Source organism: Streptomyces sp. NPDC041968 (assembly GCF_055589025.1).
Map to the genome: position 1 here is coordinate 157,971 of NZ_JBVJCB010000004.1, position 22,373 is coordinate 180,343.

Genomic DNA, 22,373 nt, shown 5'->3' on the forward strand with positions numbered 1-22,373 from the left:
ACGCGCGCGTGACTAGCTTCGAGCGATGGGACGTGACCGGAGCACGGGGAACGGCGCACTGGATTCGTACCGGGAGGTGATCGGCCTGACGGGGCCGCTGCTGCCGGTGGTGTCCTTCCTGGGGCGGCTGCCGACGGCCACCGTCCAGTTCGGCAGTGTCCTGCTGATCGCCCGCACCAGCGGTTCGCTGGCCGCCGCGGGGCTGACCGGGGGAGCGCTCGCCGTCGGTCAGGTCGCATGCGGTCCGCTCGTCGGCCGACTCGCGGACCGGTACGGGCAGCGTACCGTCGTCCTCGTCTTCTGCCTGGTCAACGCCGTCGCGATCGCCGCGTTGGTGGCGGGCGCGCTCGCGGGACTGGCGCCGCCGCTGCTGGCGCTCCTCGGTGCGGTGGCGGGGGCCAGCGTGCCCCTGATCGGCCCGCTGGCCCGTGCCCGCCTGGTGGCGCTCGCCCGCCGGGCCGGTGCTCCGGAGCCCACCGTGGGCGCCGCGCTCTCCTTCGAGAGCACCCTCGACGAGGTCTCCTTCGTCCTCGGCCCGGCGCTGGTGGGCCTCGCGGCGGTCCTGGCCCACCCGGCGTACGCCCTGACCGGTGCCGCCGTCCTGGTCGCCGGGTGCGGCACCGCCTTCGCCCTGCACCCCACGGCCCGCGCGACGGCCTCACCGGCCACCGGGACGCCCGGCGGCCCCCGCGCCCGCCTCCCCATGCCCCGCGCGGTGCACGCCCTGAGGGCCTCGCTCGCCCTCCAAGGGGCGATGTTCGGGGCCTGCCAGGCGGGGATCACCGCGCTCACCGAGCGGCTCGGGAAGCCGGAACAGGCGGGGCTCGTCTATGCCGCCATGGGAGTGATGAGCGCGGTCGCGGGGCTCGCCATGGCCGCCGTGCCCGCCCGCCTCGGACTGCGGGCCCGCTGGCGGACGGCCACCGCCGTCGCGTTCGCCCTGTCGCTGCCGCTGCTGTGGACGCAGAGTCTGACGGGTCTGTACGTGGTGGTCACCGTCCTGGGCATCGCTTACGCCCCGCACCTGATCACCGTGTTCGCGCTCACCGAGCGGGCGGTGCCGCGGGCCCGGCTGGCCGAGGCCATGGCCTTCGCGACCAGCGCGATCGTCGGCGGCCAGGCCCTCGCCCTCGCCGCCACCGGTCGCCTGGCCGAGTCCCACGGCCCGGTCGCGGCGTTCGCGACGGCGAGCGGGGCCGCCGCGCTCGCCTGCGCGACCGCGCTGGCCGCGCGTCCGGCACCGTACGCCGGACGCGCGGGGACCGCCCACCACGCGCGCGCGGACGACCTGCCCGGTAGGGCGCGCTCCTAGACGGGGCGCTGCAGGACCGTCATGCTCCGGTCCACCAGGGTCAGCCGGTCCCCGGCCTGTACCTTCGTCCCCGTCTCCCGCGGCACGCCCTCGGCCCGCGCGGTGTCGACGACCACCTCCCACTGCCGCCCGTGGTCGACCGGCACCACGAAGTCCAGCGGTTTGGGCGAGGCGTTGAACATCAGCAGGAACGAGTCGTCGGCGATGCGCTCCCCGCGCGGTCCCGGCTCGGAGATCGCGTTGCCGTTGAGGAACACCGTGAGCGCCGAGGCCCGGGCCGAGTTCCAGTCCCGCTGGGTCATCTCCCCGCCCTCGGGGGTGAACCAGGCGATGTCCGACAGCTCGTCGTGCGTCCCCTCCACGGGCCGGCCGTGGAAGAAGCGCCGCCTGCGGAAGACCGGGTGGTCCTTGCGCAGCCACACCATCGCGCGGGTGAACTCCAGCAGCTCGCGGCCCACGCCGTCGCCCTCGGGCCACGCCACCCACGCCAGCTCGTTGTCCTGGCAGTAGGCGTTGTTGTTGCCCCGCTGGGTGCGGGCGAACTCGTCGCCGTGGCTGATCATCGGCACGCCCTGGGAGAGCAGCAGCGTGGCGATGAAGTTCCGCATCTGGCGGGCCCGCAGCTCCAGCACCGCGGGGTCGTCGGTGTCGCCCTCGACGCCGCAGTTCCAGGAACGGTTGTGGCTCTCGCCGTCCCGGTTGTCCTCGCCGTTGGCGTCGTTGTGCTTCTCGTTGTAGGCCACCATGTCGTGCAGGGTGAAGCCGTCGTGGCAGGTGACGAAGTTGATGGAGGCCAGCGGACGGCGGCCGTCGTCCTGGTACAGGTCGGACGACCCGGTCAGCCGGGACGCGAACTCGGCCAGCGTGCGCTGCTCGCCGCGCCACAGGTCCCGCACCGTGTCCCGGTACTTGCCGTTCCACTCGGTCCACAGCGGCGGGAAGTTGCCCACCTGGTAGCCGCCCTCGCCCACGTCCCAGGGCTCGGCGATCAGCTTCACCTGGGACACCACCGGGTCCTGCTGGACCAGGTCGAAGAACGACGACAGCCGGTCCACCTCGTGGAACTGCCGGGCCAGGGTGGCCGCGAGGTCGAAGCGGAACCCGTCGACGTGCATCTCGGTGACCCAGTACCGCAGCGAGTCCATGATCATCTGGAGTACGTGCGGCGACCGCATGAGCAGGCTGTTGCCGGTCCCCGTGGTGTCCATGTAGTAACGGGGATCGTCGGTCAGCCGGTAGTAGGAGGCGTTGTCGATGCCCTTGAAGGACAGCGTCGGACCCAGGTGGTTGCCCTCGGCGGTGTGGTTGTAGACGACGTCCAGGATGACCTCGATGCCGGCCTCGTGCAGCGCCTTCACCGCCGACTTGAACTCCAGCACCTGCTGGCCGCGGTCGCCCCAGGAGGCGTACGCGTTGTGCGGGGCGAAGAAGCCGATCGTGTTGTAGCCCCAGTAGTTGTTGAGGCCCATGTCCACCAGGCGGTGGTCGTTGACGAACTGGTGGACCGGCATCAGCTCCAGCGCGGTCACCCCCAGCGCGGTCAGGTGCTCGATCACCGCCGGATGCGCCAGGGCCGCGTAGGTGCCGCGCAGCTCCTCGGGCAGGCCCGGGTGCCGCATGGTCAGGCCCTTCACGTGGGCCTCGTAGAGCACCGTGTGGTGGTACTCCGTCCGGGGCCGCCGGTCGTCGCCCCAGTCGAAGTAGGGATTGACCACGACCGAGGACATCATGTGGGGCGCGGAGTCGAGGTCGTTGCGCCGGTCGGGGTCGTCGAAGTGGTAGCCGTACACCTCCTCGCCCCACTGGATCGAGCCGCTGATCGCACGTGCGTACGGATCGAGCAGCAGTTTGGCGCTGTTGCAGCGCTGCCCGCGCTCCGGGGCGTACGGGCCGTGCACGCGGTAGCCGTACCGCTGCCCGGGCATCACGCCCGGCACGTACGCGTGCCGGACGAACGCGTCGCTCTCCCGCAGCTCGACCGCGGCTTCCGAGCCGTCGTCGTGCAGCAGACACAGCTCTACTCGGTCGGCGGCCTCCGTGAAGACCGCGAAGTTGGTACCGGCGCCGTCGTACGTGGCACCGAGGGGATATGCCTCTCCAGGCCAGACCTGCATGAACACGACTCTTTCAGGTGTGGGGCGCCGGTGCGGACGCCATGGCTCCGAGTCTCCCCGAAAGTGAGGCGACCACCTAGCACGTACGTCCTCCTACCCACCCGTCGGCGATGTGCTCGATCCACGCCCCGGGGAGGGCGCCAGGGATTCTTCCCCGTACCGTGCGACGTCACCGCTATGAATCCGCTCACTCCACGGTGTCCCGGTGACCGGAACGCGCGTGTGGATCACGGAGGTTGGGGAAACCGGCCCGTCCATCGGGCTGCACCGCGGACCGCTCGCGGAGTACCCTTCCTTGATCGTTGGGACGGGGTCTCCCCGAAGGTGCTCCGGGGGAGCGGAAGGCGGTGCGCGGGTGGGCTCGGGAGGGCTGGAGCTGCCTCCTGGTGACGACGGTCACCAGGGGACCTCCACGGACGTCCCGCCCGGTGCGGTGTCCCTGGCACGGCCGATGAGCGCGGGCGCGATCGGCCCGGAGCTGGACTGGGACGCCGACTCCTGGCACGAGGTGCGCACCCGCGCGCAGCGGGCGGGCCGGGCCTACATCTGGCTCAACCTCGTCGAACAGCGGCTGCGCGCGGTCGTGGCCGCCGTACTCAGGCCGGTCTACGAGCCCGTCCACGGCGACGACTGGGTGGTCGCCGCGGCCGGGCCGGCGGGCCAGGAGTGGGTGCAGCGCGCCGTCGCCGTCCGCGAGGTCAGCCGTCGCAAGGGCTACCTGCTCGACCCGGCGGACGACAACGTCCTCAGCTTCCTCACCCTGCCGCAGCTGCGCGAGCTGATGGTGCAGCACTGGCCCTGCTTCGAGCCCTACGTCGACGAACGCCGGGACGTGGAACTCGCCCTGGACGAGCTGGAGGTCACCCGCAACGTCGTCTCCCGCAACCGGGCGCTGTCCGAGGCCGTCCTGAACCAGGCCGAGCGGGCGTCGGCGCGGCTCCTGGAGGTGCTCGGCGCGGGCAGCGACGTGCCGTCCGCACGGCGGCTGCCGGTCGACGCGGTGGAGGACCTGGTCGGCGACCGGTACGCCGACGTGGTCGCGGTCCACTCGGACCGGGTCCGGCTGCTGCGCCAGTTCCCCGCCGAGGACCTCTTCGGCAACGCGCGCCGGGTGGACGCCCTCGGTATCGGCCTCAACCTGCTCGTGCAGAACTTCTCCGGCCGGCGCCTGCTGCGGCTGGCCGAGTCCGGCGGCCGGGTGCGGCTGCTCTTCCTGAACCCGGCGTCGAGCGCGATCAAGCGCCGCGAGCGCGAACTCGGCATCAAGCGGGGCGAGCTGAGCCGCGCCGTGGAGATGAACATCCTGCACATGCGCCGGGTGCGCGCCCGGCTGCGGGACCCGGGTGCGTTCGAGATCCAGGTCTTCGACGAGACGCCCCGCTTCACCGCCTACCTGGTCGACGGGGACGGCGTCGACGGGATCGCCGTCGTCCAGTCCTATCTGCGCCGGACGCGGGGGATGGAGGCGCCGGTGCTGGTGCTGCGCAACGGGCGCAACGGCGGCAAGGTCGTGAAGTCGGATCAGCTCGACGAAAGCGGACTTTTCCCCACCTATCGCGAGGAGTTCGAGCTGATGTGGGCGGATTCGCGGCCCGTCTCGTGAACGTCGGCGCCGGGCCGGGCGCGGGCGCAAGCGGAATGCGATCCTCTGATTGTCAGTGGCCCGTGGGAAGGTGGGGACCACTGGGGGACGCACCACCAAGAAGGGGGACCGCCCATGGGCTGGCACCGACAGCTGCTGATCGGCTTCGACCTGGAGACAACGGGCACCGACCCGCGCGAGGCGCGCATCGTCACGGGGGCCGTGATCGAGGTCGTGGGCGGGGAGCCGCGCGGACGTCGGGAGTGGCTGGCCGACCCCGGTGTGGAGATCCCGGCGGACGCGGTGGCGGTGCACGGCATCAGCAACGAGCGGGCGGCCACCGAGGGCCGCCCCGCCGACCAGGTCGCCGACGCTATCGCCGGTGTGCTCGCCGACCACTGGAGGACGGGGGTCCCGGTCGTCGCCTACAACGCGGCCTTCGACCTCACCCTGCTCTCCGCCGAGCTGCGGCGCCACGGACTGCCGTCCCTGCGCGAGCGCCTGGGCGGCCTGGACCCGGCCCCCGTCATCGACCCGTACACCATCGACCGCTCCGTCGACCGGTACCGCCGCGGCAAACGCAACCTGGAAGCGGTCTGCCAGGAGTACGGCGTCCCGCTCGACGCCGCCCACGACGCCACGGCCGACGCCCTCGCCGCGGCCCGCCTGGCCTGCGCGATAGCCGACCGGCACCCCAAGGTCGCGTCCCTCGGCCCGGCCGACCTGCACCACCGTCAGATCGAGTGGTATGCCGAGTGGGCGGCGGACTTCCAGAGCTTCCTGCGCCGCAAGGGCGACGCCACGGCCGTCGTCGACGGCAGATGGCCGGTGCGCGAACCGGCCGACGAGCGGGTCTGACCCGGCCCCGGCGGGCGAGGGGGAGTCAGAAGGGGTACCAGCGCACCGCCGGATCGCCGTCCCGCAGCGACGCCACCCGGCGTCGGAACTCGGCCAGGGCCTTGGGGTTGCCCGGCGCGTGCTGGGCGACCCACGCGCAGCTGGCCGTCTCCCGGGCGCCGCGCAGCACCGCGCAGCCCTCCCACTCGCGCACGTCCCAGCCGTAGGTCCCGGTGAAGCCGTCGTACGCCTCCGCGGGCAGCCCGTAGCGGTCCCGGCTGAGGGCCATCACCACCAGATCGTGCTCGCGCAGGTCGGCGGAGAAGGTCTCCAGGTCGACCAGGACCGGACCGTCGGGGCCGACGTGCACGTTGCGGGGCAGGGCGTCCCCGTGGATCGGGCCCCGCGGCAGATGGGGGGTGAGCGCGGCGGCGGCCGTCGCGAAGCCGTCGCGCCGCTCGCGCAGGAACGCGGCGTCCGCCGGGTCGATCACGTCACCCGCCAGCCGCAGCCAGCGTTCCACGCCACCCAGCAGTTCGCGGGGCGGCAGGTCGAAGGAGGGGGAGGGCAGCGCGTGGACCAGCCGGAGCAGGGCGGCCACGTCCCGCGGCTCGGTGGGCCGCACCGGGTCCGGCAGCCGTCGCCACAGCGTCACCGGGTGCCCGTCGACGAAGAGCGCCGTGGGGTCGGCCGCCCGCACCGCCGGCACACCGGCCTCCTCCAGCCACACCGCCACGGCCAGTTCCCGGCGTGCCCGGTCGAGCAGCTCGGCGTCGCGACCCACCTTGACCGCCAGGTCGCCGGCGACGAACACCGCGTTCTCGCCCAGGGCGAGCAGCCGCGCCTCCCTCACCGGGCCGGAGAGCACTCCCGCCGCGGCCAGCACCTCCCGAGCCCGTGCCTCGTCCATCGTCCCGCGCCTCCGTGTCCCTGTCCGTGTCGTCGGCCGGGTCCGCCGGGCCGGCCGGATCCGCCGGGTCCGTCCGGCCCGCGGGGTCCGTCCGGTCCGCCGCAATCCCGCCATCCGTCGGCCAGTGTCGCATTCGCACTGGTGGGAGGGTATGTCCGGGCCCTTGACGGGGCCCGGCGCCTTCACGACCATGGCCAGGCCCGTCCTGGCCGCGCGAAGGGGCTGATCATGTGACACCGGTGACCGATCCGATAGGCCCGGCGCGCCGCGCGTCCGGCGCGAAGCGGCCCCGGCCCGGTCCCGACCACGGCGCCTGGTTCCTGGTGCTGCCCGCGCTGATCCCCATCCTGGTGCTCAGCGTCGGGCCGCTGCTCTACGGCGTCCTGCTGGCCTTCACCGACGCGCAGTCGGGACGTACGGAGCCCACCCGGTGGATCGGCACCCTGAACTTCCAGGACCTGATGCACGACACCCTGTTCTGGGAGTCGTTCCGCATCGGGCTCGTGTGGGCCGTGGGGGTGACGGTGCCGCAGTTCCTGCTCGCCCTCGGCCTCGCCCTGCTGCTCAACCAGAACCTGCGGCTGCGCTGGCTGGCCCGGGCCCTCGCGATCGTTCCCTGGGCGATGCCCGAGGTCGTCGTCGGCATCATGTGGCGGCTGGTCTACAACCCGGACGCGGGCATCCTCAACGAGACGCTGCGCGACCTCGGCCTCGGCGACGGCCGCGACTGGCTCAGCGGCCTCGCCACCGCCCTGCCCGCCGTCATCGTCGTCGGCGTCTGGGCCGGCATGCCCCAGACGACGGTCGCCCTGCTCGCCGGGTTGCAGAACACCCCGCGCGAGCTGCACGAGGCCGCCGCGGTCGACGGCGCCGGAGCCTGGCGCCGCTTCCGCACGGTCACCTGGCCCGCCCTCAGACCCGTCGCGCTCGCCATCACCGCGCTCAACCTCATCTGGAACTTCAACGCCTTCGCCCTGGTCTACGTGCTGACCAGCGGAGGCCCGGGCGGCCGGACCCGGCTGCCCATGCTGTTCGCCTACGAGGAAGCCTTCCGGTACGGGCAGTTCGGCTACGCGGCGGCGATGGGCTGCGTCATGGTGGCCGTCGTCTCGGTGCTGCTGGCGGTCTTCCTCGCCGGCCGGCTCAGGGGCGGACTCAAGGAAGGCGGCGTCGCATGAGGACCTCGACCGGTGCCCGCGCCGGGCAGTACGCCGCGCTGCTCGCCTACCTCGTCTTCCTGGTCTTCCCGTTCCTCTGGCTGATCTCCACCGCGTTCAAACCGCCGCAGGAGCTGGCCGGTCTCCACCCCACGTGGATTCCGAAGGACCCCACCCTCGACAACTTCCGGCAGGCCTTCGACGAGCAGCCGTTGCTGCGCGCCGCCCTCAACTCCCTGGTGGCCGCGCTCGGCGCCGCGCTGATCGCCGTGGTGATCGCCACCCCGCTGGCGTACGTCATGGCCCGCCACCGCTCCCGGCTCACCAGTGCGGCGACGGGATGGGTGGTGGTCAGCCAGGCCTTCCCCTTCGTCCTGGTGATCATCCCGCTCTTCCTGGTGCTGAAGAACCTGCAGTTGATCAACTCCGTGCCGGGACTGGTGATGGTGTACGTCGTGTGGTCGCTGCCGTTCGCCTTGTGGATGCTCACCGGGTACGTCCGGGCCGTGCCGCCCGAACTGGAGGAGGCGGCGGCGGTGGACGGCGCCGGGCGGCTGCGCACGCTCGTCTCGGTCACCGCGCCGCTGCTCGCGCCGGGCATCGTGGCCACGGCGCTGTTCGCGTTCATCACCGCGTGGAACGAGTTCTTCTTCGCGCTGGTGCTGCTGAAGACTCCGGAGAAACAGACCCTGCCGGTGATCCTCACCCACTTCATCGGCGCCGAGGGCGTCGCCGACCTGGGCCCGCTCGCGGCGGCGGCCTTCCTCGCGACGCTGCCCTCCCTGCTGGTCTTCGCCCTCATCCAGCGACGGATCACCGGCGGCATGCTGGCCGGGGCGGTGAAGAGCTGATGCGCACGAGGACCGCGACCCTGCTGCTCTCCCTCGCCCTGCTGCTCGCCGGCTGCACGGACGGCGACGACTCCGCGGACGGCCGCGTCACGCTGCGCTTCCAGTCGCTCGCCTGGCAGGAGGAGTCCGTGGCGGCCACCAAGGAGCTGGTGCGCGAGTGGAACGCCACGCACCCGGGCGTGCGGGTCGAGTACGTCCAGGGCAGCTGGGACAGCGTCCACGACCAGCTCCTCACCGCCTTCGAGGGCGGCGAGGCGCCCGACGTCATCCACGACGCCTCCGACGACCTCGCGGACTTCGCCTACGGCGGCTACCTCGCCGACCTCTCGGACCTGCTGCCCGAGCGGCTGGAGGCGGACATCCCGCGGCGGACGTGGGAGACGGTCACCTTCGGCGACGGCGTCTACGGCGTGCCCTTCCTCCAGGAACCGCGCGTCCTGATCGCCAACGCCGACCTGCTGCGGGAGTCGGGCGTGCGGATACCGACACCCGAACGCCCCTGGACCTGGCCGGAGTTCCGGCGGGTGACGAAGCAGCTGAGCGGCGACGGGCGGTACGGCGTGGCCTGGCCGCTCAAGGAGCCGGTGTCGGCCACGCTCAACCTGTCGCTGTCCACCGGCGGACAGCTCTTCCACCGCGGCGCCGACGGCAAGGTCACCGTCCGGTTCGAGGAGGCCGACCAGGTCGTGCCCCGCACCGTCCGCGACCAGGTCAACACCGACCACAGCGCCTCCGCCACCACCCTGGGCAGCGGCGGCTCCGACACCCTGCCCGGCTTCTTCGCGGGCAAGTACGCGATGGTGCCGCTCGGCTTCGCCTACCGCCAGCAGATCGCGCAGCAGGCACCCGACGGCTTCGACTGGCAGGTGCTGCCCGCGCCGGCCGGCGCCGAAGGGCTCGACCAGGGCGTCAGTCCGCAGACGCTGTCGATCGCCGAGGACAGCCCGCACAAGGAGGAGGCCGCCGCGTTCGTCGACTTCCTCCTCACGCCGGACAACATGGTGCGCCTCGCCCTCGGCGACTGGATGCTGCCCACCGGCACCGAGGCCCTGAAGGACCCCGCCCTGCACACGTCCGAGCACGGCTGGGCCACCGGCACCGCCCTCGCCGCCCACCTGCGCCCGGCGCCCGCCCAGTCCGTCCGGGGCTACCCCGAGTGGAAGGACAAGGTGGCGACCCCGGCGCTCCAGGAGTACTACAGCGGGGCGATCGGCCTCGGCGAGCTGCGCGGGAGGCTGGAGGACGACGGCAACCTCGTCCTCGCCCGCTACCAACGCTGACCGTCCCGTGCCCGACCGTCGGCCGTCGGTCACCGGTCGTCGGATATCGGCCTTCGGCGGCCCGTGACGCGGATAATCCGTTGCCCGGCCGCTGAGGCACCGCCTAGGGTCGGCCCCGTGGGAGCCTTCAACGCGATCTACAACTCCGGTCCCGGCCGGGGCTGCACGCACTCCGTCAGGATGCGTCGCCGTCCCGGAGCCCTGACCGGCCCGGGGACCCCCCGCCGCTGACGCAGCGCGGCGGGCTGAGCCTCCGCATCTCCTTTCCCCCTCGTCTTCCGGTCAGGGCCTTCGCATGCCCTTTTTCCCTGCACGGAAGACAAGGACCGCAGGCCATGGCCCGCCCCACCCAGCGTGCCCGCACGCTCTCGCAGAACTTCCTCGCCGATCGCGCCGCCGCCTCACACGTCGCCCGGCTGACCGCCCCCGACCCCCGGCACCCGCCGCTCGTCCTCGAAGTGGGCGCCGGCAAGGGCGCCCTCACCGAGCCGCTCGCCCGCCGCAGCCGGGAGCTGCACGCCTACGAGATCGACTCCCGGCTCGTCCCCGGGTTGCGCACCCGCTTCGCCACCACCCCCCATGTCCGCGTCGTCGAAGGCGACTTCCTAGCCGCGCGGGCCCCCCGGACGCCCTTCTCCGTCGCCGGGAACGTGCCCTTCTCCCGCACGGCGGACATCGTCGACTGGTGCCTCGGCGCACCCACCCTCACCGACGCCACCCTGATCACCCAGCTGGAGTACGCGCGCAAGCGCACCGGGGACTACGGCCGTTGGACCCTCCTGACGGTCCGCACCTGGCCCCGCCACGAGTGGCGCCTGATGGGACGCGTCAGCCGCCACGGATTCCGCCCGGCGCCCCGCGTCGACGCCGGCGTCCTGCGGATCGAACGCCGTTCCACCCCCCTGCTCCCCGGCGCCGCCCTGCCCGGCTGGTGGGATCTGGTCGAGCTGGGCTTCTCGGGAGTCGGCGGCTCGCTGCACGCGTCCCTGCGCCGGGCGCACCCCCGGCGCCGGGTCGACGCGGCGTTCCGGGCGGCCAGGCTGGACCCCGGGGTGCTCGTCGGCGAGGTGGCACCGGCGCGGTGGCTGCGGCTGCACGAGGAGCTGGCGGCGTGAGAAGAAGCGATTTGCACGAGACGTATCGTCTTGACTACGCTCCGCGCATGCACGATCCCGCTCATATCGCCATGTTTTCCATCGCCGCGCACGGCCACGTGAATCCGAGCCTGGAAGTGATCCGGGAACTCGTCGCGCGCGGGCACCGGGTGACCTACGCGATCCCGCCGCTCTTCGCCGAGAAGGTCGCCGAGACGGGCGCCGAACCCAAGCTGTGGAAGAGCACGCTGCCCGGCCCCGACGCCGACCCGGACGCCTGGGGGACCACACTGCTGGACAACGTCGAGCCGTTCCTCGACGACGCCATCCAGGCACTCCCGCAGCTGGTCGAGGCGTACGAGGGCGACGAGCCGGACCTGGTCCTGCACGACATCACCTCGTACCCGGCCCGCGTCCTCGCCCACCGCTGGGGAGTCCCCGCCGTCTCGCTCTCGCCGAACCTGGTCGCCTGGGAGGGGTACGAGGAGGAGGTCGGCCGGCCGACGTGGGAGGAGCCGCTGAAGACGGAGCGCGGCCGGGCGTACGACGCCCGCTTCCGCGGCTGGCTGAAGGAGAACGGGATCACCGAGGACCCCGACCCCTTCGTCGGCCGTCCCGGCCGGTCGCTGGTGCTCATCCCGAAGGTGCTCCAGCCGCACGCCGACCGGGTCGACGAGAAGACGCACACCTTCGTCGGCGCCTGCCAGGGCGACCGCGCCGCCGAGGGCGACTGGCGGCGTCCCGAGGGCGCGGAGAAGGTCGTCCTCGTCTCGCTCGGGTCCTCCTTCACCAAACGGCCGGCGTTCTACCGGGCGTGCGTCGAGGCGTTCGGCGAACTGCCCGGCTGGCACGTGGTGCTCCAGATCGGCCGGCACGTCGACGCCGCCGAGCTGGGCGACGTACCGGGCAACGTGGAGGTCCGTTCCTGGGTGCCGCAGCTGGCGATCCTCAAGCAGGCCGACCTGTTCGTCACGCACGCGGGCGCGGGCGGCAGCCAGGAAGGTCTCGCCACGGCCACGCCGATAATCGCGGTGCCGCAGGCCGTGGACCAGTTCGGCAACGCGGACATGCTCCAGGGGCTCGGCGTCGGCCGCCACCTGCCCACCGAGGAGGCCACCGCCGAGGCGCTGCGCACCGCGGCCCTCGCCCTGGTCGGGGACCCGGAGGTGGCCCGGCGGCTGAAGGAGATCCAGGCCGAGATGGCCAGGGAGGGCGGCACCCGGCGGGCCGCCGACCTCATCGAGGCGGAGCTGGCGGCGGCGAGGACCTGACCGGGCCGGGGGAGGGGACGCCGAGGGCCCGCCGGTTCCACGGAACCGGCGGGCCCTCCGTTCGCTTTCGGTGCCGGGGACGCTCAGACCCCGATCCGCTCGCCCCGCTCCCCGCGCTCGCCCTCGTCGTCCCGGGCCGCGGGCACGACCGCCTCGGGCGTCTCGTCGTGGGTGAGGTCGGGCAGCCGGTGCAGCCACTTCGGCAGGTACCAGTTGCGCTCGCCCAGCAGGGCCATCACGGCCGGCAGCAGGACGCCCCGGATGACCGTCGCGTCGATCAGCACCGCCGCCGCCAGGCCCACGCCCATCTGCTTCATGGACTGCATGGACAGCGTGCCGAAGATGGCGAAGACGGCGACCATGATGACCGCGGCGCTGGTGACGACGCCGGCCGTGGTGACCACCCCGTGCCGGATCGCGTCCCCGGTGGTCCGGCCGCGCAGCCGCGCCTCGCGGATCCGCGAGACCACGAACACGTGGTAGTCCATCGACAGACCGAACAGGATCACGAAGAGGAACAGCGGCAGCCAGGAGATGATGGCGCCGACCCCCTCCGCGCCCACCAGCGAGGCGCCCCAGCCGTGCTGGAAGACGGCGACCAGGATGCCGTAGGCCGCGCCCACCGACAGCAGGTTGAGCACGATCGAGGTCAGCGCGATCGTCAGCGAGCGGAACGACAGCAGCATCAGCGCGAAGGCGAAGATCACCACGAACACGAAGACGGGGAGGACCGAGCCGACGAGCTGGTCGTTGAAGTCCTTCGACCCGGCGACCTGCCCGGTGATGGGGGCCTCGACGCCGTCGACCTCGCCGAGCGTCGCCGGCCGTACCTCGTCGCGCAGCCGGTCCAGGCTCTCGCCCGCCTTGTCCAGGTCCGAGCCCCCGACCAGCGGGACGTACACCAGGGCGACGTTCCGCTCGTCGTGCATCACGACGTCGACCGGGCCGCGCGAGGCCCCGGAACCGACCGCCCGCTCACGGAACTCGGCGAGCGCGTCCCTGACCTCGGGCGCGTTGATGTCGTCGGCCTTCACGACCACCTCGGCCGGGTCGGAACCGCCGGGGAAGGCCTCGTTGACGCGGTTGTACGTCTGGACGATCGGCAGCGAGTCGCCGAACTCCTGGTCCAGCGTCAGGTTCTGCGTCTTCATGCCGAGCGCGGGCGCGGCGACGGCCAGCAGGGCGCCGGTCGCCACGGCGGCGGCGAGCACCGGCTTGGCGAGCACCCGGTCCAGCACGGCCGTCCAGAACCGGCTGCCCTCGCCGGCGCCGTTCCTCCCGCGCCGGCGCAGGAAGGGGATGCGGCCCTTCTCGACCCGCTCACCCAGCAGCGACAGCAGCGCGGGCAGCACCGTCACCGAACCGACCATCGCGACCGCGACGACCATCAGCGAGGCCAGACCCATCGCCTCGAACTCGGCGATGCCCGTGAAGAGCATGCCCGCCATCGCCACGCACACCGTGACACCGGAGACGACGATCGCCCGGCCACTGGTGGCGGCGGCGATGCGCAGGGCCGTCTGCGCGTCCCGCCCGGCGGCGCGCTCCTCGCGTTCGCGGCGCAGGTAGAACAGGCAGTAGTCGACGCCGACGGCCAGGCCGACCAGCAGCATCACCGAGTTGGCGGTCTCGCTCATCGGCTGGAAGTGGCTGACCAGCCCCATCAGCCCCATCGTCGCCACGATCGCGGTGATCGCCAGCGCCACCGGGACGAGCGCCGCCACCAGCGCGCCGAACGCGACGAGCAGGATGCCGAGGGCCACCGGCACCGCGGAGTACTCGGCCTTCTTGAAGTCGTCGCCGAACGCGTCGTCGAACGTCTTCATCATGCTGGCGCCGCCGATCTCCTCGATCCGCAGCGAGCCGTGCTCCTCCTGGACGCCCTCGACGGCCTTTAGCATCGGCTCGACCCGTTCGCCCGCGGTGTCCGCCTCGCCGCGCATGTCGAACTGGACCAGCGCGCTGCGGCCGTCCTTCGAGATCGTCTTCGTGTCGTACGGGGAGGACACGCCGGTGACCTCGCCGGTGTCCTCCACCGCCGCCATCACCGCGGTCACCGCGGCACGGAACTCGGCGTCGGTGGCCTTGAGCCCGCCGTCCTTCGCCTGGACCAGGACGGTCTCACCGGCCGGCTCCTCGATCCCGGCGTCCTCGATGATCCTCGCGGCGGTGTGCGTCTCACCGCTCAGCTGGTCGCTGTCCTTGACGTCGACCCGCCCGGCCGCCGAGCCGAGCCCCATCGCCAGGACGACGAACAGCACCCAGATCCCGACGGCAGCCCATCGGTGCCGGGCACTCCAGCCGCCGGCCCGGGCGGCTATGCCCCGCACCCGTGTTTCTCTCCCCATGACGGGCTTGCCCCCTTGTGAGCGGTGACAGCCCCCTGCCGTCACCTTCCTCCTCGAAGGTAGGGGCCGGATAAAGCCATCTCGTCGTGCTCCCCGGTGACCCGCGGCGGCGCCGGCTCATCCCCTTGTACCGACGTTCCTCACCGCTGAGGAGGACATGGTCCCCTACATCTATCGGGACCGGTCCGGGTGGTGACCGGGGCGCGGCGCCCTCCCTGCGTCTTTCGAAGAGTTGTTGAATAAGTCACAGGCGCGCGTAGTGGTTGAAGCCCGCGCACCGCATCGGCGAGAGTGGCGCGCACGTCCGCCCGGCGCGGACGCGGCCGTCGTGCCCACCCCCACGGGGCACGACGGCCGCCTTATGGTGTGCGCATGACGACGATGTACGCGGCGCTGCTGCGCGGGGTCAACGTGGGCGGCGCGAGGAAGCTCCCGATGGCGGAGCTGCGCGCCCTCCTGGCGGATCTCGGCCACGACCGTGTGAGCACCTATCTCCAGAGCGGGCAGGCCGTGTTCGCGTCCGGCGGCGGCGACGAGGAGTCCCTGGCCGCCGAGTTGTCGTCGGCGATCGAGAAGCGCTTCGGCTTCGCCGTGGACGTGCTCGTGCGCGACCACGCCTATCTGCAGGGCATCGCGGACGCCTGCCCGTTCCCGGCCTCCGACCTGGAGGCCAAGCAACTCCACGTCACCTACTTCTCCGCGCCGGTGGACGAGGAACGCTTCGCGGCGATCGACCGGGCGGGCTTCCTCCCCGAGGAGTTCCGCCTCACCGACCGCGCCCTCTACCTCTACGCACCCGACGGCCTGGGCCGCTCCAAGCTCGCCGAGGCCCTCGCCAGGCCCCGCGTGACCAAGGGCCTGACCGCCACCACCCGCAACTGGAACACCGTCGTCAAGCTGGTGGAGATGACCTCCGCCTAGCGCACCGACGGGCCCCGCACGCATACGGGCGCGAGGTCAGGCGCCCACCGCCGTCAGCACCGGTGCCCGCGCCTGGTCGTACCGGCGCAGCAGCACCCGCGCCACCTCCGGCGCGGGACCGAGGACGTCGGCCAGTACGTCGGCCCCGGCCGCACCCCGCGCGATGCGGTCCGGCAGGAACCCGGGGGCCAGGACGTAGGGGGCGACGGCGACGCGCGGGCAGCCCAGCTCCCGCAGTTCCCGTACCGCGTCCTCGGTGCGGGGGAGGGATGCGGAGGCGAACGCAGGCCGCACGGCGCACCAACCGGTGTGCCGCCACTCCCGCGCGATTTCTGCGATCACTGCGATCGCCTCCGGGTCGGAGGACCCCGCCGAGGCCAGCACGACCCCGGTCGAGGACTTGTCGGCGGGCGTCAGGCCCGCCTCGTACAGGCGCCGTTCCAGCGCCGACAGCAGCAGGGGGGAGGGGCCGAGTACGTCCGCCTGCCGGATCCGCAGGCGCGGCGGCGCGTCCGCGAGGACCGCCGGGATGTCCGCCTTGGCGTGGAAGGCGCGGGTCAGCAGCAGCGGCAGCGCCACCACGTCCCGCACGCCCTCCGTCTCCAGGGACTCCAGCACGCCCTGCACCGAGGGCACGTTGAAGTCCAGGAAGCCGGTCTCCACCCGGACGTCCGGCCTCAGCGCCCTGACCCGGCGGACCAGGGCGTGCACGGTCGCGGCGTGCCGCGGGTCGCGGCTGCCGTGGGCGATGACCAGGAGGACCGGAGCGGACACGACGTCGTCAGCCCTTCACCAGCAGGCCGCGGCTGCGCAGCACCCACCGCTCCAGCGGGCTGAAGATCAGCAGGTCGATGGCGATGCCCACGGTCAGGATCAGCAGGATGGCCTCGAAGACCATGGCCATGTCGCTGGCGTTGCGACCGTTCTCCAGCAACTGGCCGAGGCCCACCCCGAGGTCGGGGAAGGAGGCGATGATCTCGGCGGCCATCAGGGACCGCCAGGAGAACGCCCAGCCCTGCTTCAGACCGGCGACGTAACCCGGCAGCGCGGCCGGGAGGACGACGTGCCAGGTGCCCTTCAGCCCCGTCGCGCCCAGCGTGCGGCCGGCGCGCAGGAAGAGCGGGGACACCTGGTCCACGCCCGACACCAGGCCGTTGGCGATGGACGGCACCGCGCCGAGCAGGATCACCGCGTACATCATCTTGTCGTTCAGGCCCAGCCAGATCACGGCCGGCGGCACCCAGGCCACCGAGGGCAGCGACTGGAGCCCGGACAGGATCGGGCCGATCGCCGCGCGCACGAACTTCACCCGCGCCACCAGCAGCCCCAGCGGGGTGCCGATCAGCAGCGCGAGGCAGAAGCCGAACAGACCGCGCGAGACGCTGGTCCAGATGTAACCGAGCAGCTCGCCCTCCAGCCACGCCTGGCGGACCACGTCCCACACCGCGGACGGGGCGGGCAGCTTGGTCGGGTCGTCGACCACCTCGAAGGAGACGAGTCCCTGCCACACCGCCAGCACCAGCAGGACGGCGAGGGCGGGCGGCAGGATCTTCTCCACGAAGGTCTGCCGGAAGGGCTTGCGGCGCTGCTGCACCGTCTCCAGTGCGTCCAGGCCGGCCTCCAGACCGGCGAGGTCGCCGCCGTCCCCGGCCCCCGTGTCCTTCGCCGGGCGGGTCGTGTCAGTGCTGGCCATGGCGGCGGATCTCCCCACGCAGTTCTTCGGTGATCTCGACGGACAGCTCCGCCACCTCGGTGTCCTCGATGCGGCGCGGGTGCGGAATGCCGACCGTCCACTCGCGGGCGATGCGCCCGGGGCGGGAGGAGAGCAGCACCACGCGCTCGGCGAGCCGGACGGCCTCGCGCACGTTGTGCGTGACGAACAGGACGGACAGCCGGGTCTCGCGCCAGATCCGGGTCAGCTCGTCGTGCAGCACGTCCCGGGTGATGGCGTCCAGCGCCGCGAACGGCTCGTCCATCAGCAGCAGCTTGCTCTCCTGGGCGAGTGCCCGGGCCAGCGCGACCCGCTGGCGCATACCGCCCGACAGCTCGTGCACCCGCTTGCCGTGGGCGCCCTTCAGCCGGACGAGTTCGAGCAGCTCCTCCGCCTTCTCCCGGCGTTCGGCCTTGGGCACGCCCCGCAGCTTCAGGGCGAGTTCGATGTTCTTGCCCGCGGTCAGCCACGGGAACAGGGCGTGCTCCTGGAACATCAGGGCCGGCCGCCCGTCCGTGGAGATCGCGCCGGCGCTCGGCCGGTCCAGCCCCGCCACCAGGTTCAGCAGCGTGGACTTGCCGCACCCGGATGCCCCCAGGAGGGTGACGAACTCGCCGGGCGCGACATCGAGGGTGATGTCGTCCAGCACGAGCTGCTGCCCGGCGGGGCCCGGGAACGACTTCGAGACGTGCTCGATCCGGGCCGCGTGCGTGACCGCCGCGGTGCCCTCGTCGGCCTTGGCGAGCGTCGTGGTCGTGGCCATGGTCGTCACCTCCTGGGGATGGTCGGGATCCGGCTACTTGGCGCCGAGACCGGCGTCGTCGACCGCGGGCCTGCCCTCGGCCCCGAGGACCTTGTTGAGCGGCCGGAGGTCGTAGATGCCCTGAAGGTCGGGCTCGTCCAGCAGGCCCGCCTTCACGGCGTGCTCGGCCTGGGCGTCGAGGGTGGCGGCCAACGGGTCGTCGGTGACCTCGATCGACTGCCACGCCGGGTCCAGGACCTCGGCCGGCAGGGCCTTGCCCGTGTCCTTCTCCAGCTGCCGGTTGGCCGCGGCCTTCGCCTCGTCCGGGTTGGCCTTGATCCACTCGTTGGTCTCGACCGAGGCCTTCAGCACGGCCTCGACGGCCTTCGGGTGCTCCTCGAGGAACTTCTGCGACACGATGATGTTCGTGATCACGAACTTCTCGTCCGGCCACAGCGTCGACTCGTCCAGCAGCACCTTGCCGCCCTCGGCGACCAGCTTGGACGCGGTCGGCTCCGGCACCCAGGCACCGTCCAGGGAACCCGCCTTGTAGGCGTCGGGCGTGACCTTGTTGTCGCTGCGGACGACCGTCACGTCGCCCTTGCCGCTCTGCGCGTCGACCTTCCAGCCCTGCTCGGCGACCCAGTTGAGGAACGCCACGTCCTGCGTGTTGCCGAGCTGCGGGGTGGCGATGCGCTTGCCCTTGACGTCCTTCACCGACTTGATCTTCTCGGGGTTCACCACCAGCTTCACCCCGCCCGAGGCCGAACCGCCGATGATCCGCAGGTTCTTGCCGCCGGACTTGGTGTACCCGTTGATCGACGGGGAGGGGCCGATCCAGCCGATGTCGATGGACCCGGAGTTCAGGGCCTCGATCTCGGACGGGCCGGCGTTGAAGGTCGCGTACTTGGCCTCGGTGGCGCCCAGCGCCTTCTGGAAGAAGCCCTTCTGGTTGCCGACCAGGGCGGTGGCGTGGGTGACGTTGCCGAAGTAGCCGATGCGGACGGAGTCGAGACCGTCGATCTTCTCGGCGCCGGCGGCGACCTTCGCGGTGTCCTCGTCCTCGGCCTGGGAGCCGTATCCGCAGGCGGCGAGGGTGAGGAGCGGCAGGGCGGCCATGACCGCGAGGGTGCGGCGCAGAGCGGTGGTGGCAGGCACGGGAGGCTTTCCTCTCGTTGGCCCGGCGGTCACGCCTGTCGGTGGGTCCGAGGTGTCAGGTCGTGGCCGGGAGGTCGGCTGGTCTTCGGCTGTGCGGGTGGGGGGTGTGGGCGCGCGAGCGGTGCGCGTACGTCACCGCGCACATCGCCCGACCCCGCCCTGCCCGCTGCCGAGGGAGCCGCTGCCGACGCGGCCGCCCTCCTTGGCGAACGTGGAGTAGAAGTCCGGGGAACGCATGCTCAGAAGTCCCACCCGTCGTCGTCCGCCGCGTCCTTGACCGGCTCCGGCGCGGCGAAGGACTCGCCGACCATCCCGGCGGTGAGCGTGGTGCCGTCACTCGGGTCGATCAGGATGAACGACCCGGTGCGGCGGGAGTCCGCGTAGGAGTCGGCGGGCAGCGGCTCCGCGGTGCGGATCTTCACCCGGCCGATGTCGTTGGCGACGAGCTGACCGGGGTGCGGGTGCAGGGACAGGTCGTCCAGCGTGAGCCGGGCCGGGATGTCCTTGACGATCGCCTTGACCGTGCGGGTGCCGTGCTTGATGAGCACGCGGTGGCCCACGGTGAGCGGCGCGTCGGCGACGTGGCAGACCGTGGCCTCGACGTCCTGGCTGGTGGCGGGGGCGTCCTTGCTGGGCACGATCAGGTCCCCGCGCGAGACGTCGATGTCGTCCTCCAGCAGCAAGGTCACCGACTGCGGCGTCCACGCGGTGTCGACCGCGGCGCCGAGCACGTCGATGCCGGACACCGTCGAGGTGCGGCCCGACGGCAGCACGGTGACCGGGTCGCCGACGCGGAAGGTGCCCGCGGCGATCTGGCCCGCGTAGCCGCGGTAGTCGGGGTGCTCGGCGGTCTGCGGCCGGATCACGTACTGCACGGGCAGCCGGGCGTGGCAGTGCGCCAGGTCGTGGCTGACCGGGACGGTCTCCAGGTGCTCCAGCACCGTCGGGCCGCCGTACCAGTCCATGACCGCCGACGGCTCCACCACGTTGTCGCCCGCGAGCGCCGAGATGGGGATCGCGGTGACCTCCGGGACGCCCAGCTCGGTCGCGTACGCCGTGAACTCCTCGGCGATGGCGGCGAACACGGGCTCCCGGTAGTCGACCAGATCCATCTTGTTGACGGCGAGGACGACGTGCGGGACCCGCAGCAGGGCGGCGATCGCGGCGTGCCGGCGGGTCTGCTCGACGACGCCGTTGCGCGCGTCGACCAGGATCACCGTCAGCTCCGCCGTGGAGGCGCCGGTGACCATGTTCCGGGTGTACTGCACGTGCCCCGGGGTGTCGGCCAGGATGAACCGGCGGCGCGGGGTGGCGAAGTAGCGGTAGGCCACGTCGATGGTGATGCCCTGCTCCCGCTCGGCCCGCAGGCCGTCGGTGAGCAGCGCGAGGTCCGGGGCCTCCTGACCGCGGCTGGCGGAGGCCCGCTCCACGGCCTCCAGCTGGTCGGTGAGGATCGACTTGGAGTCGTGCAGCAGACGACCCACCAGGGTGGACTTGCCGTCGTCGACGGACCCGGCGGTGGCGAACCGCAGCAGGGTGGTCTCGGACAGCTGCTCGACGGGTTCGGCGGTGCTGGTCATGGCTAGAAGTACCCCTCGCGCTTGCGGTCTTCCATCGCGGCCTCGGACATCTTGTCGTCGGCGCGTGTGGCGCCGCGCTCGGTGAGCCGGGAGGCGGCGATCTCGGCGATCACCTTCTCGATGCCGTCGGCGTCGGAGTCGACGGCTCCGGTGCAGGACATGTCACCGACGGTGCGGTAGCGGACCCGCCGCTTCTCCACCGTCTCGCCGTCCTTCGGGCCGCCCCACTCACCGGCCGTCAGCCACATCCCGGACCGGGCGAAGACCTCCCGCTCGTGGGCGTAGTAGATGTCCGGCAGCTCGATGCCCTCACGAGCGATGTACTGCCACACGTCCAGCTCGGTCCAGTTGGACAGCGGGAAGACCCGGACGTGCTCGCCGGGGGCGTGCCGGCCGTTGTACAGGTTCCACAGCTCGGGGCGCTGGCGGCGCGGGTCCCACTGGGAGAACTCGTCGCGCAGCGAGAACACCCGCTCCTTGGCGCGGGCCTTCTCCTCGTCGCGGCGCCCGCCGCCGAAGACGGCGTCGAACCGCTCCGCCTGGATCTTCTCGGTCAGCGGCAGGGTCTGCAGCGGGTTGCGGGTGCCGTCCGGACGCTCCTTGAGCACCCCGCGGTCGATGTAGTCCTGGACGGAGGCGACGTGCAGGCGCAGCCCGTGCCGCTCCACCGTGCGGTCGCGGTACTCCAGGACCTCCGGGAAGTTGTGCCCGGTGTCCACGTGCAGCAGCGAGAAGGGGACCGCCGCGGGGGCGAACGCCTTCAGCGCCAGGTGCAGCATGACGATGGAGTCCTTGCCGCCGGAGAAGAGGATCACCGGCCGTTCGAACTCGCCCGCCACCTCGCGGAAGATGTGCACCGCCTCGGACTCGAGGGCGTCGAGGTGGGAGAGGGTGTACGGGCCCGCCGTCCCCTCCACCGCTGCGACGGTCGTCGTCATGCCAGTCCCCTTTCGGTGAGCAGGGCGTGGACCGCCGCGGCGGACTCCTGCACGGTCTGGTCCTGCGACTCGACGCGCAGGTCGGGCGCGACGGGCTCCTCGTACGGGTCGTCGACCCCGGTGAGCCCGGTCAGCTCGCCCGCGGCCTGCTTGGCGTACAGGCCCTTCACGTCGCGCACCGAGCAGACCTCGACCGGGGTCGCCACGTGCACCTCCACGTACGCCGTGCCGTTCGCCTCGTGCCGTTTGCGGACGGCGTCCCGGCTGTCCGCGTAGGGGGCGATCACCGGGACCAGCGCGGTGACGCCGTTGCGGGCGAGCAGTTCGGCGACGAAGCCGATCCGCTGCACGTTGGTGTGCCGGTCCTCGCGGCTGAAGCCGAGGCCCGCCGAGAGGAACTCGCGGATCTCGTCGCCGTCGAGCAGCTCCACGCGCCGGCCCTCCGCCCGGAGGCGGTCGGCCAGCTCGTACGCGATGGTGGTCTTGCCGGCACTGGGCAGACCCGTGAGCCAGACGGTGGCTCCGGTCGTCACAGGGTTCTCCTGAAGATCAGTGGTCGTCGTCATG

Annotated in this window: 19 protein-coding genes; 9 read left to right on the forward strand and 10 right to left on the reverse strand. The window is 72.3% G+C overall.

What is annotated here, in order from left to right:
• The first annotated feature begins 25 nt into the window (after positions 1-25).
• Entirely contained in the window at positions 26-1,312 is a 1,287-nt protein-coding gene (locus tag ACZ6EG_RS11690) for an MFS transporter (protein WP_469603776.1), read from the forward strand.
• Here ACZ6EG_RS11690 and glgX read toward each other — a convergent pair.
• Entirely contained in the window at positions 1,309-3,426 is a 2,118-nt protein-coding gene (gene glgX, locus ACZ6EG_RS11695; RefSeq protein WP_391968612.1) for a glycogen debranching protein GlgX, read from the reverse strand. The genes ACZ6EG_RS11690 and glgX overlap by 4 nt on opposite strands.
• 355 nt (positions 3,427-3,781) lie before the next feature.
• Between glgX and ACZ6EG_RS11700 the strand changes: the two genes are divergently transcribed.
• Together ACZ6EG_RS11700 and ACZ6EG_RS11705 are read left to right on the forward strand one after the other, a co-directional pair.
• Positions 3,782-5,029, forward strand: coding sequence for an SAV2148 family HEPN domain-containing protein (locus ACZ6EG_RS11700; protein WP_356607465.1), 1,248 nt, complete (start codon positions 3,782-3,784; stop codon positions 5,027-5,029).
• Positions 5,030-5,143: 114 nt separating this feature from the next.
• Positions 5,144-5,866, forward strand: a complete 723-nt coding sequence (locus tag ACZ6EG_RS11705; protein WP_391968611.1) for a 3'-5' exonuclease — start codon at positions 5,144-5,146, stop codon at positions 5,864-5,866.
• A gap of 25 nt (positions 5,867-5,891) precedes the next feature.
• Here ACZ6EG_RS11705 and ACZ6EG_RS11710 read toward each other — a convergent pair whose 3' ends face one another.
• Positions 5,892-6,755 carry a phosphotransferase enzyme family protein gene (locus ACZ6EG_RS11710; RefSeq protein WP_391968610.1) on the reverse strand — a complete coding sequence of 288 codons (864 nt, stop codon included), beginning with the start codon at positions 6,753-6,755 and terminating at the stop codon, positions 5,892-5,894.
• Between the two features lie 239 nt (positions 6,756-6,994).
• Between ACZ6EG_RS11710 and ACZ6EG_RS11715 the strand changes: the two genes are divergently transcribed.
• From ACZ6EG_RS11715 to mgt, 5 genes are all read left to right on the forward strand, one after another.
• Positions 6,995-7,933 carry a carbohydrate ABC transporter permease gene (locus ACZ6EG_RS11715; RefSeq protein ID WP_391968609.1) on the forward strand — a complete coding sequence of 313 codons (939 nt, stop codon included), beginning with the start codon at positions 6,995-6,997 and terminating at the stop codon, positions 7,931-7,933.
• Positions 7,930-8,763: a carbohydrate ABC transporter permease gene (locus ACZ6EG_RS11720; RefSeq protein ID WP_391968608.1), complete on the forward strand. Its 834-nt coding sequence runs from the start codon at positions 7,930-7,932 to the stop codon at positions 8,761-8,763. Before ACZ6EG_RS11715 ends, ACZ6EG_RS11720 begins: the two co-directional genes overlap by 4 nt.
• Positions 8,763-10,043 (forward strand): ABC transporter substrate-binding protein, encoded by a 1,281-nt coding sequence (locus ACZ6EG_RS11725; RefSeq protein ID WP_469603783.1) that lies wholly within the window; start codon positions 8,763-8,765, stop codon positions 10,041-10,043. Before ACZ6EG_RS11720 ends, ACZ6EG_RS11725 begins: the two co-directional genes overlap by 1 nt.
• 335 nt (positions 10,044-10,378) lie before the next feature.
• Positions 10,379-11,158, forward strand: a complete 780-nt coding sequence (erm(O), locus tag ACZ6EG_RS11730; RefSeq protein ID WP_391968606.1) for a 23S rRNA (adenine(2058)-N(6))-methyltransferase Erm(O) — start codon at positions 10,379-10,381, stop codon at positions 11,156-11,158.
• Entirely contained in the window at positions 11,155-12,408 is a 1,254-nt protein-coding gene (gene mgt, locus ACZ6EG_RS11735) for a macrolide-inactivating glycosyltransferase (protein ID WP_469603786.1), read from the forward strand. Before erm(O) ends, mgt begins: the two co-directional genes overlap by 4 nt.
• 83 nt (positions 12,409-12,491) lie before the next feature.
• On the opposite strand, the gene ACZ6EG_RS11740 is transcribed toward mgt, so the two are convergent.
• Entirely contained in the window at positions 12,492-14,756 is a 2,265-nt protein-coding gene (locus ACZ6EG_RS11740) for an MMPL family transporter (protein ID WP_469603789.1), read from the reverse strand.
• 372 nt (positions 14,757-15,128) lie between these two features.
• On the opposite strand from ACZ6EG_RS11740, the gene ACZ6EG_RS11745 reads away from it, so the two are divergent.
• Positions 15,129-15,677 (forward strand): DUF1697 domain-containing protein, encoded by a 549-nt coding sequence (locus ACZ6EG_RS11745; protein ID WP_469603792.1) that lies wholly within the window; start codon positions 15,129-15,131, stop codon positions 15,675-15,677.
• 36 nt (positions 15,678-15,713) lie between these two features.
• On the opposite strand, the gene ACZ6EG_RS11750 is transcribed toward ACZ6EG_RS11745, so the two are convergent.
• The 7 genes from ACZ6EG_RS11750 to cysC all read right to left on the reverse strand — a co-directional run bounded on the left by ACZ6EG_RS11750 (position 15,714) and on the right by cysC (position 22,372).
• Positions 15,714-16,451, reverse strand: a complete 738-nt coding sequence (locus tag ACZ6EG_RS11750; protein ID WP_391968602.1) for a sirohydrochlorin chelatase — start codon at positions 16,449-16,451, stop codon at positions 15,714-15,716.
• A gap of 7 nt (positions 16,452-16,458) precedes the next feature.
• On the reverse strand, positions 16,459-17,370 hold the full coding sequence (locus ACZ6EG_RS11755) for an ABC transporter permease (RefSeq protein ID WP_391968601.1): 912 nt from the start codon (positions 17,368-17,370) through the stop codon (positions 16,459-16,461).
• Entirely contained in the window at positions 17,357-18,151 is a 795-nt protein-coding gene (locus tag ACZ6EG_RS11760) for an ABC transporter ATP-binding protein (protein WP_391968600.1), read from the reverse strand. The genes ACZ6EG_RS11755 and ACZ6EG_RS11760 overlap by 14 nt, the downstream gene beginning before the upstream one ends.
• Before the next feature lie 33 nt (positions 18,152-18,184).
• Positions 18,185-19,288 carry an aliphatic sulfonate ABC transporter substrate-binding protein gene (locus ACZ6EG_RS11765; protein ID WP_469603797.1) on the reverse strand — a complete coding sequence of 368 codons (1,104 nt, stop codon included), beginning with the start codon at positions 19,286-19,288 and terminating at the stop codon, positions 18,185-18,187.
• A gap of 239 nt (positions 19,289-19,527) precedes the next feature.
• Positions 19,528-20,868, reverse strand: coding sequence for a sulfate adenylyltransferase subunit 1 (locus ACZ6EG_RS11770; protein WP_469603800.1), 1,341 nt, complete (start codon positions 20,866-20,868; stop codon positions 19,528-19,530).
• A gap of 2 nt (positions 20,869-20,870) precedes the next feature.
• On the reverse strand, positions 20,871-21,806 hold the full coding sequence (gene cysD, locus ACZ6EG_RS11775) for a sulfate adenylyltransferase subunit CysD (RefSeq protein ID WP_391968597.1): 936 nt from the start codon (positions 21,804-21,806) through the stop codon (positions 20,871-20,873).
• Entirely contained in the window at positions 21,803-22,372 is a 570-nt protein-coding gene (gene cysC / locus ACZ6EG_RS11780; RefSeq protein WP_356607433.1) for an adenylyl-sulfate kinase, read from the reverse strand. Before cysC ends, cysD begins: the two co-directional genes overlap by 4 nt.
• Position 22,373: the final 1 nt, after the last annotated feature.

What these genes read in the sequence shown, in the direction of transcription:
- ACZ6EG_RS11720 (WP_391968608.1), top strand. Translation starts at nt 7,930, where the DNA reads ATGAGGACCTCGACCGGTGCCCGCGCCGGGCAGTACGCCGCGCTGCTC.
- ACZ6EG_RS11705 (WP_391968611.1), top strand. Translation starts at nt 5,144, where the DNA reads ATGGGCTGGCACCGACAGCTGCTGATCGGCTTCGACCTGGAGACAACG.
- ACZ6EG_RS11755 (WP_391968601.1), bottom strand. Translation starts at nt 17,370, where the DNA reads ATGGCCAGCACTGACACGACCCGCCCGGCGAAGGACACGGGGGCCGGG.
- cysC (WP_356607433.1), bottom strand. Translation starts at nt 22,372, where the DNA reads ATGACGACGACCACTGATCTTCAGGAGAACCCTGTGACGACCGGAGCC.
- ACZ6EG_RS11710 (WP_391968610.1), bottom strand. Translation starts at nt 6,755, where the DNA reads ATGGACGAGGCACGGGCTCGGGAGGTGCTGGCCGCGGCGGGAGTGCTC.
- cysD (WP_391968597.1), bottom strand. Translation starts at nt 21,806, where the DNA reads ATGACGACGACCGTCGCAGCGGTGGAGGGGACGGCGGGCCCGTACACC.
- ACZ6EG_RS11740 (WP_469603789.1), bottom strand. Translation starts at nt 14,756, where the DNA reads ATGGGGAGAGAAACACGGGTGCGGGGCATAGCCGCCCGGGCCGGCGGC.
- ACZ6EG_RS11725 (WP_469603783.1), top strand. Translation starts at nt 8,763, where the DNA reads ATGCGCACGAGGACCGCGACCCTGCTGCTCTCCCTCGCCCTGCTGCTC.
- ACZ6EG_RS11770 (WP_469603800.1), bottom strand. Translation starts at nt 20,868, where the DNA reads ATGACCAGCACCGCCGAACCCGTCGAGCAGCTGTCCGAGACCACCCTG.
- ACZ6EG_RS11760 (WP_391968600.1), bottom strand. Translation starts at nt 18,151, where the DNA reads ATGGCCACGACCACGACGCTCGCCAAGGCCGACGAGGGCACCGCGGCG.
- ACZ6EG_RS11690 (WP_469603776.1), top strand. Translation starts at nt 26, where the DNA reads ATGGGACGTGACCGGAGCACGGGGAACGGCGCACTGGATTCGTACCGG.
- ACZ6EG_RS11745 (WP_469603792.1), top strand. Translation starts at nt 15,129, where the DNA reads ATGACGACGATGTACGCGGCGCTGCTGCGCGGGGTCAACGTGGGCGGC.
- glgX (WP_391968612.1), bottom strand. Translation starts at nt 3,426, where the DNA reads ATGCAGGTCTGGCCTGGAGAGGCATATCCCCTCGGTGCCACGTACGAC.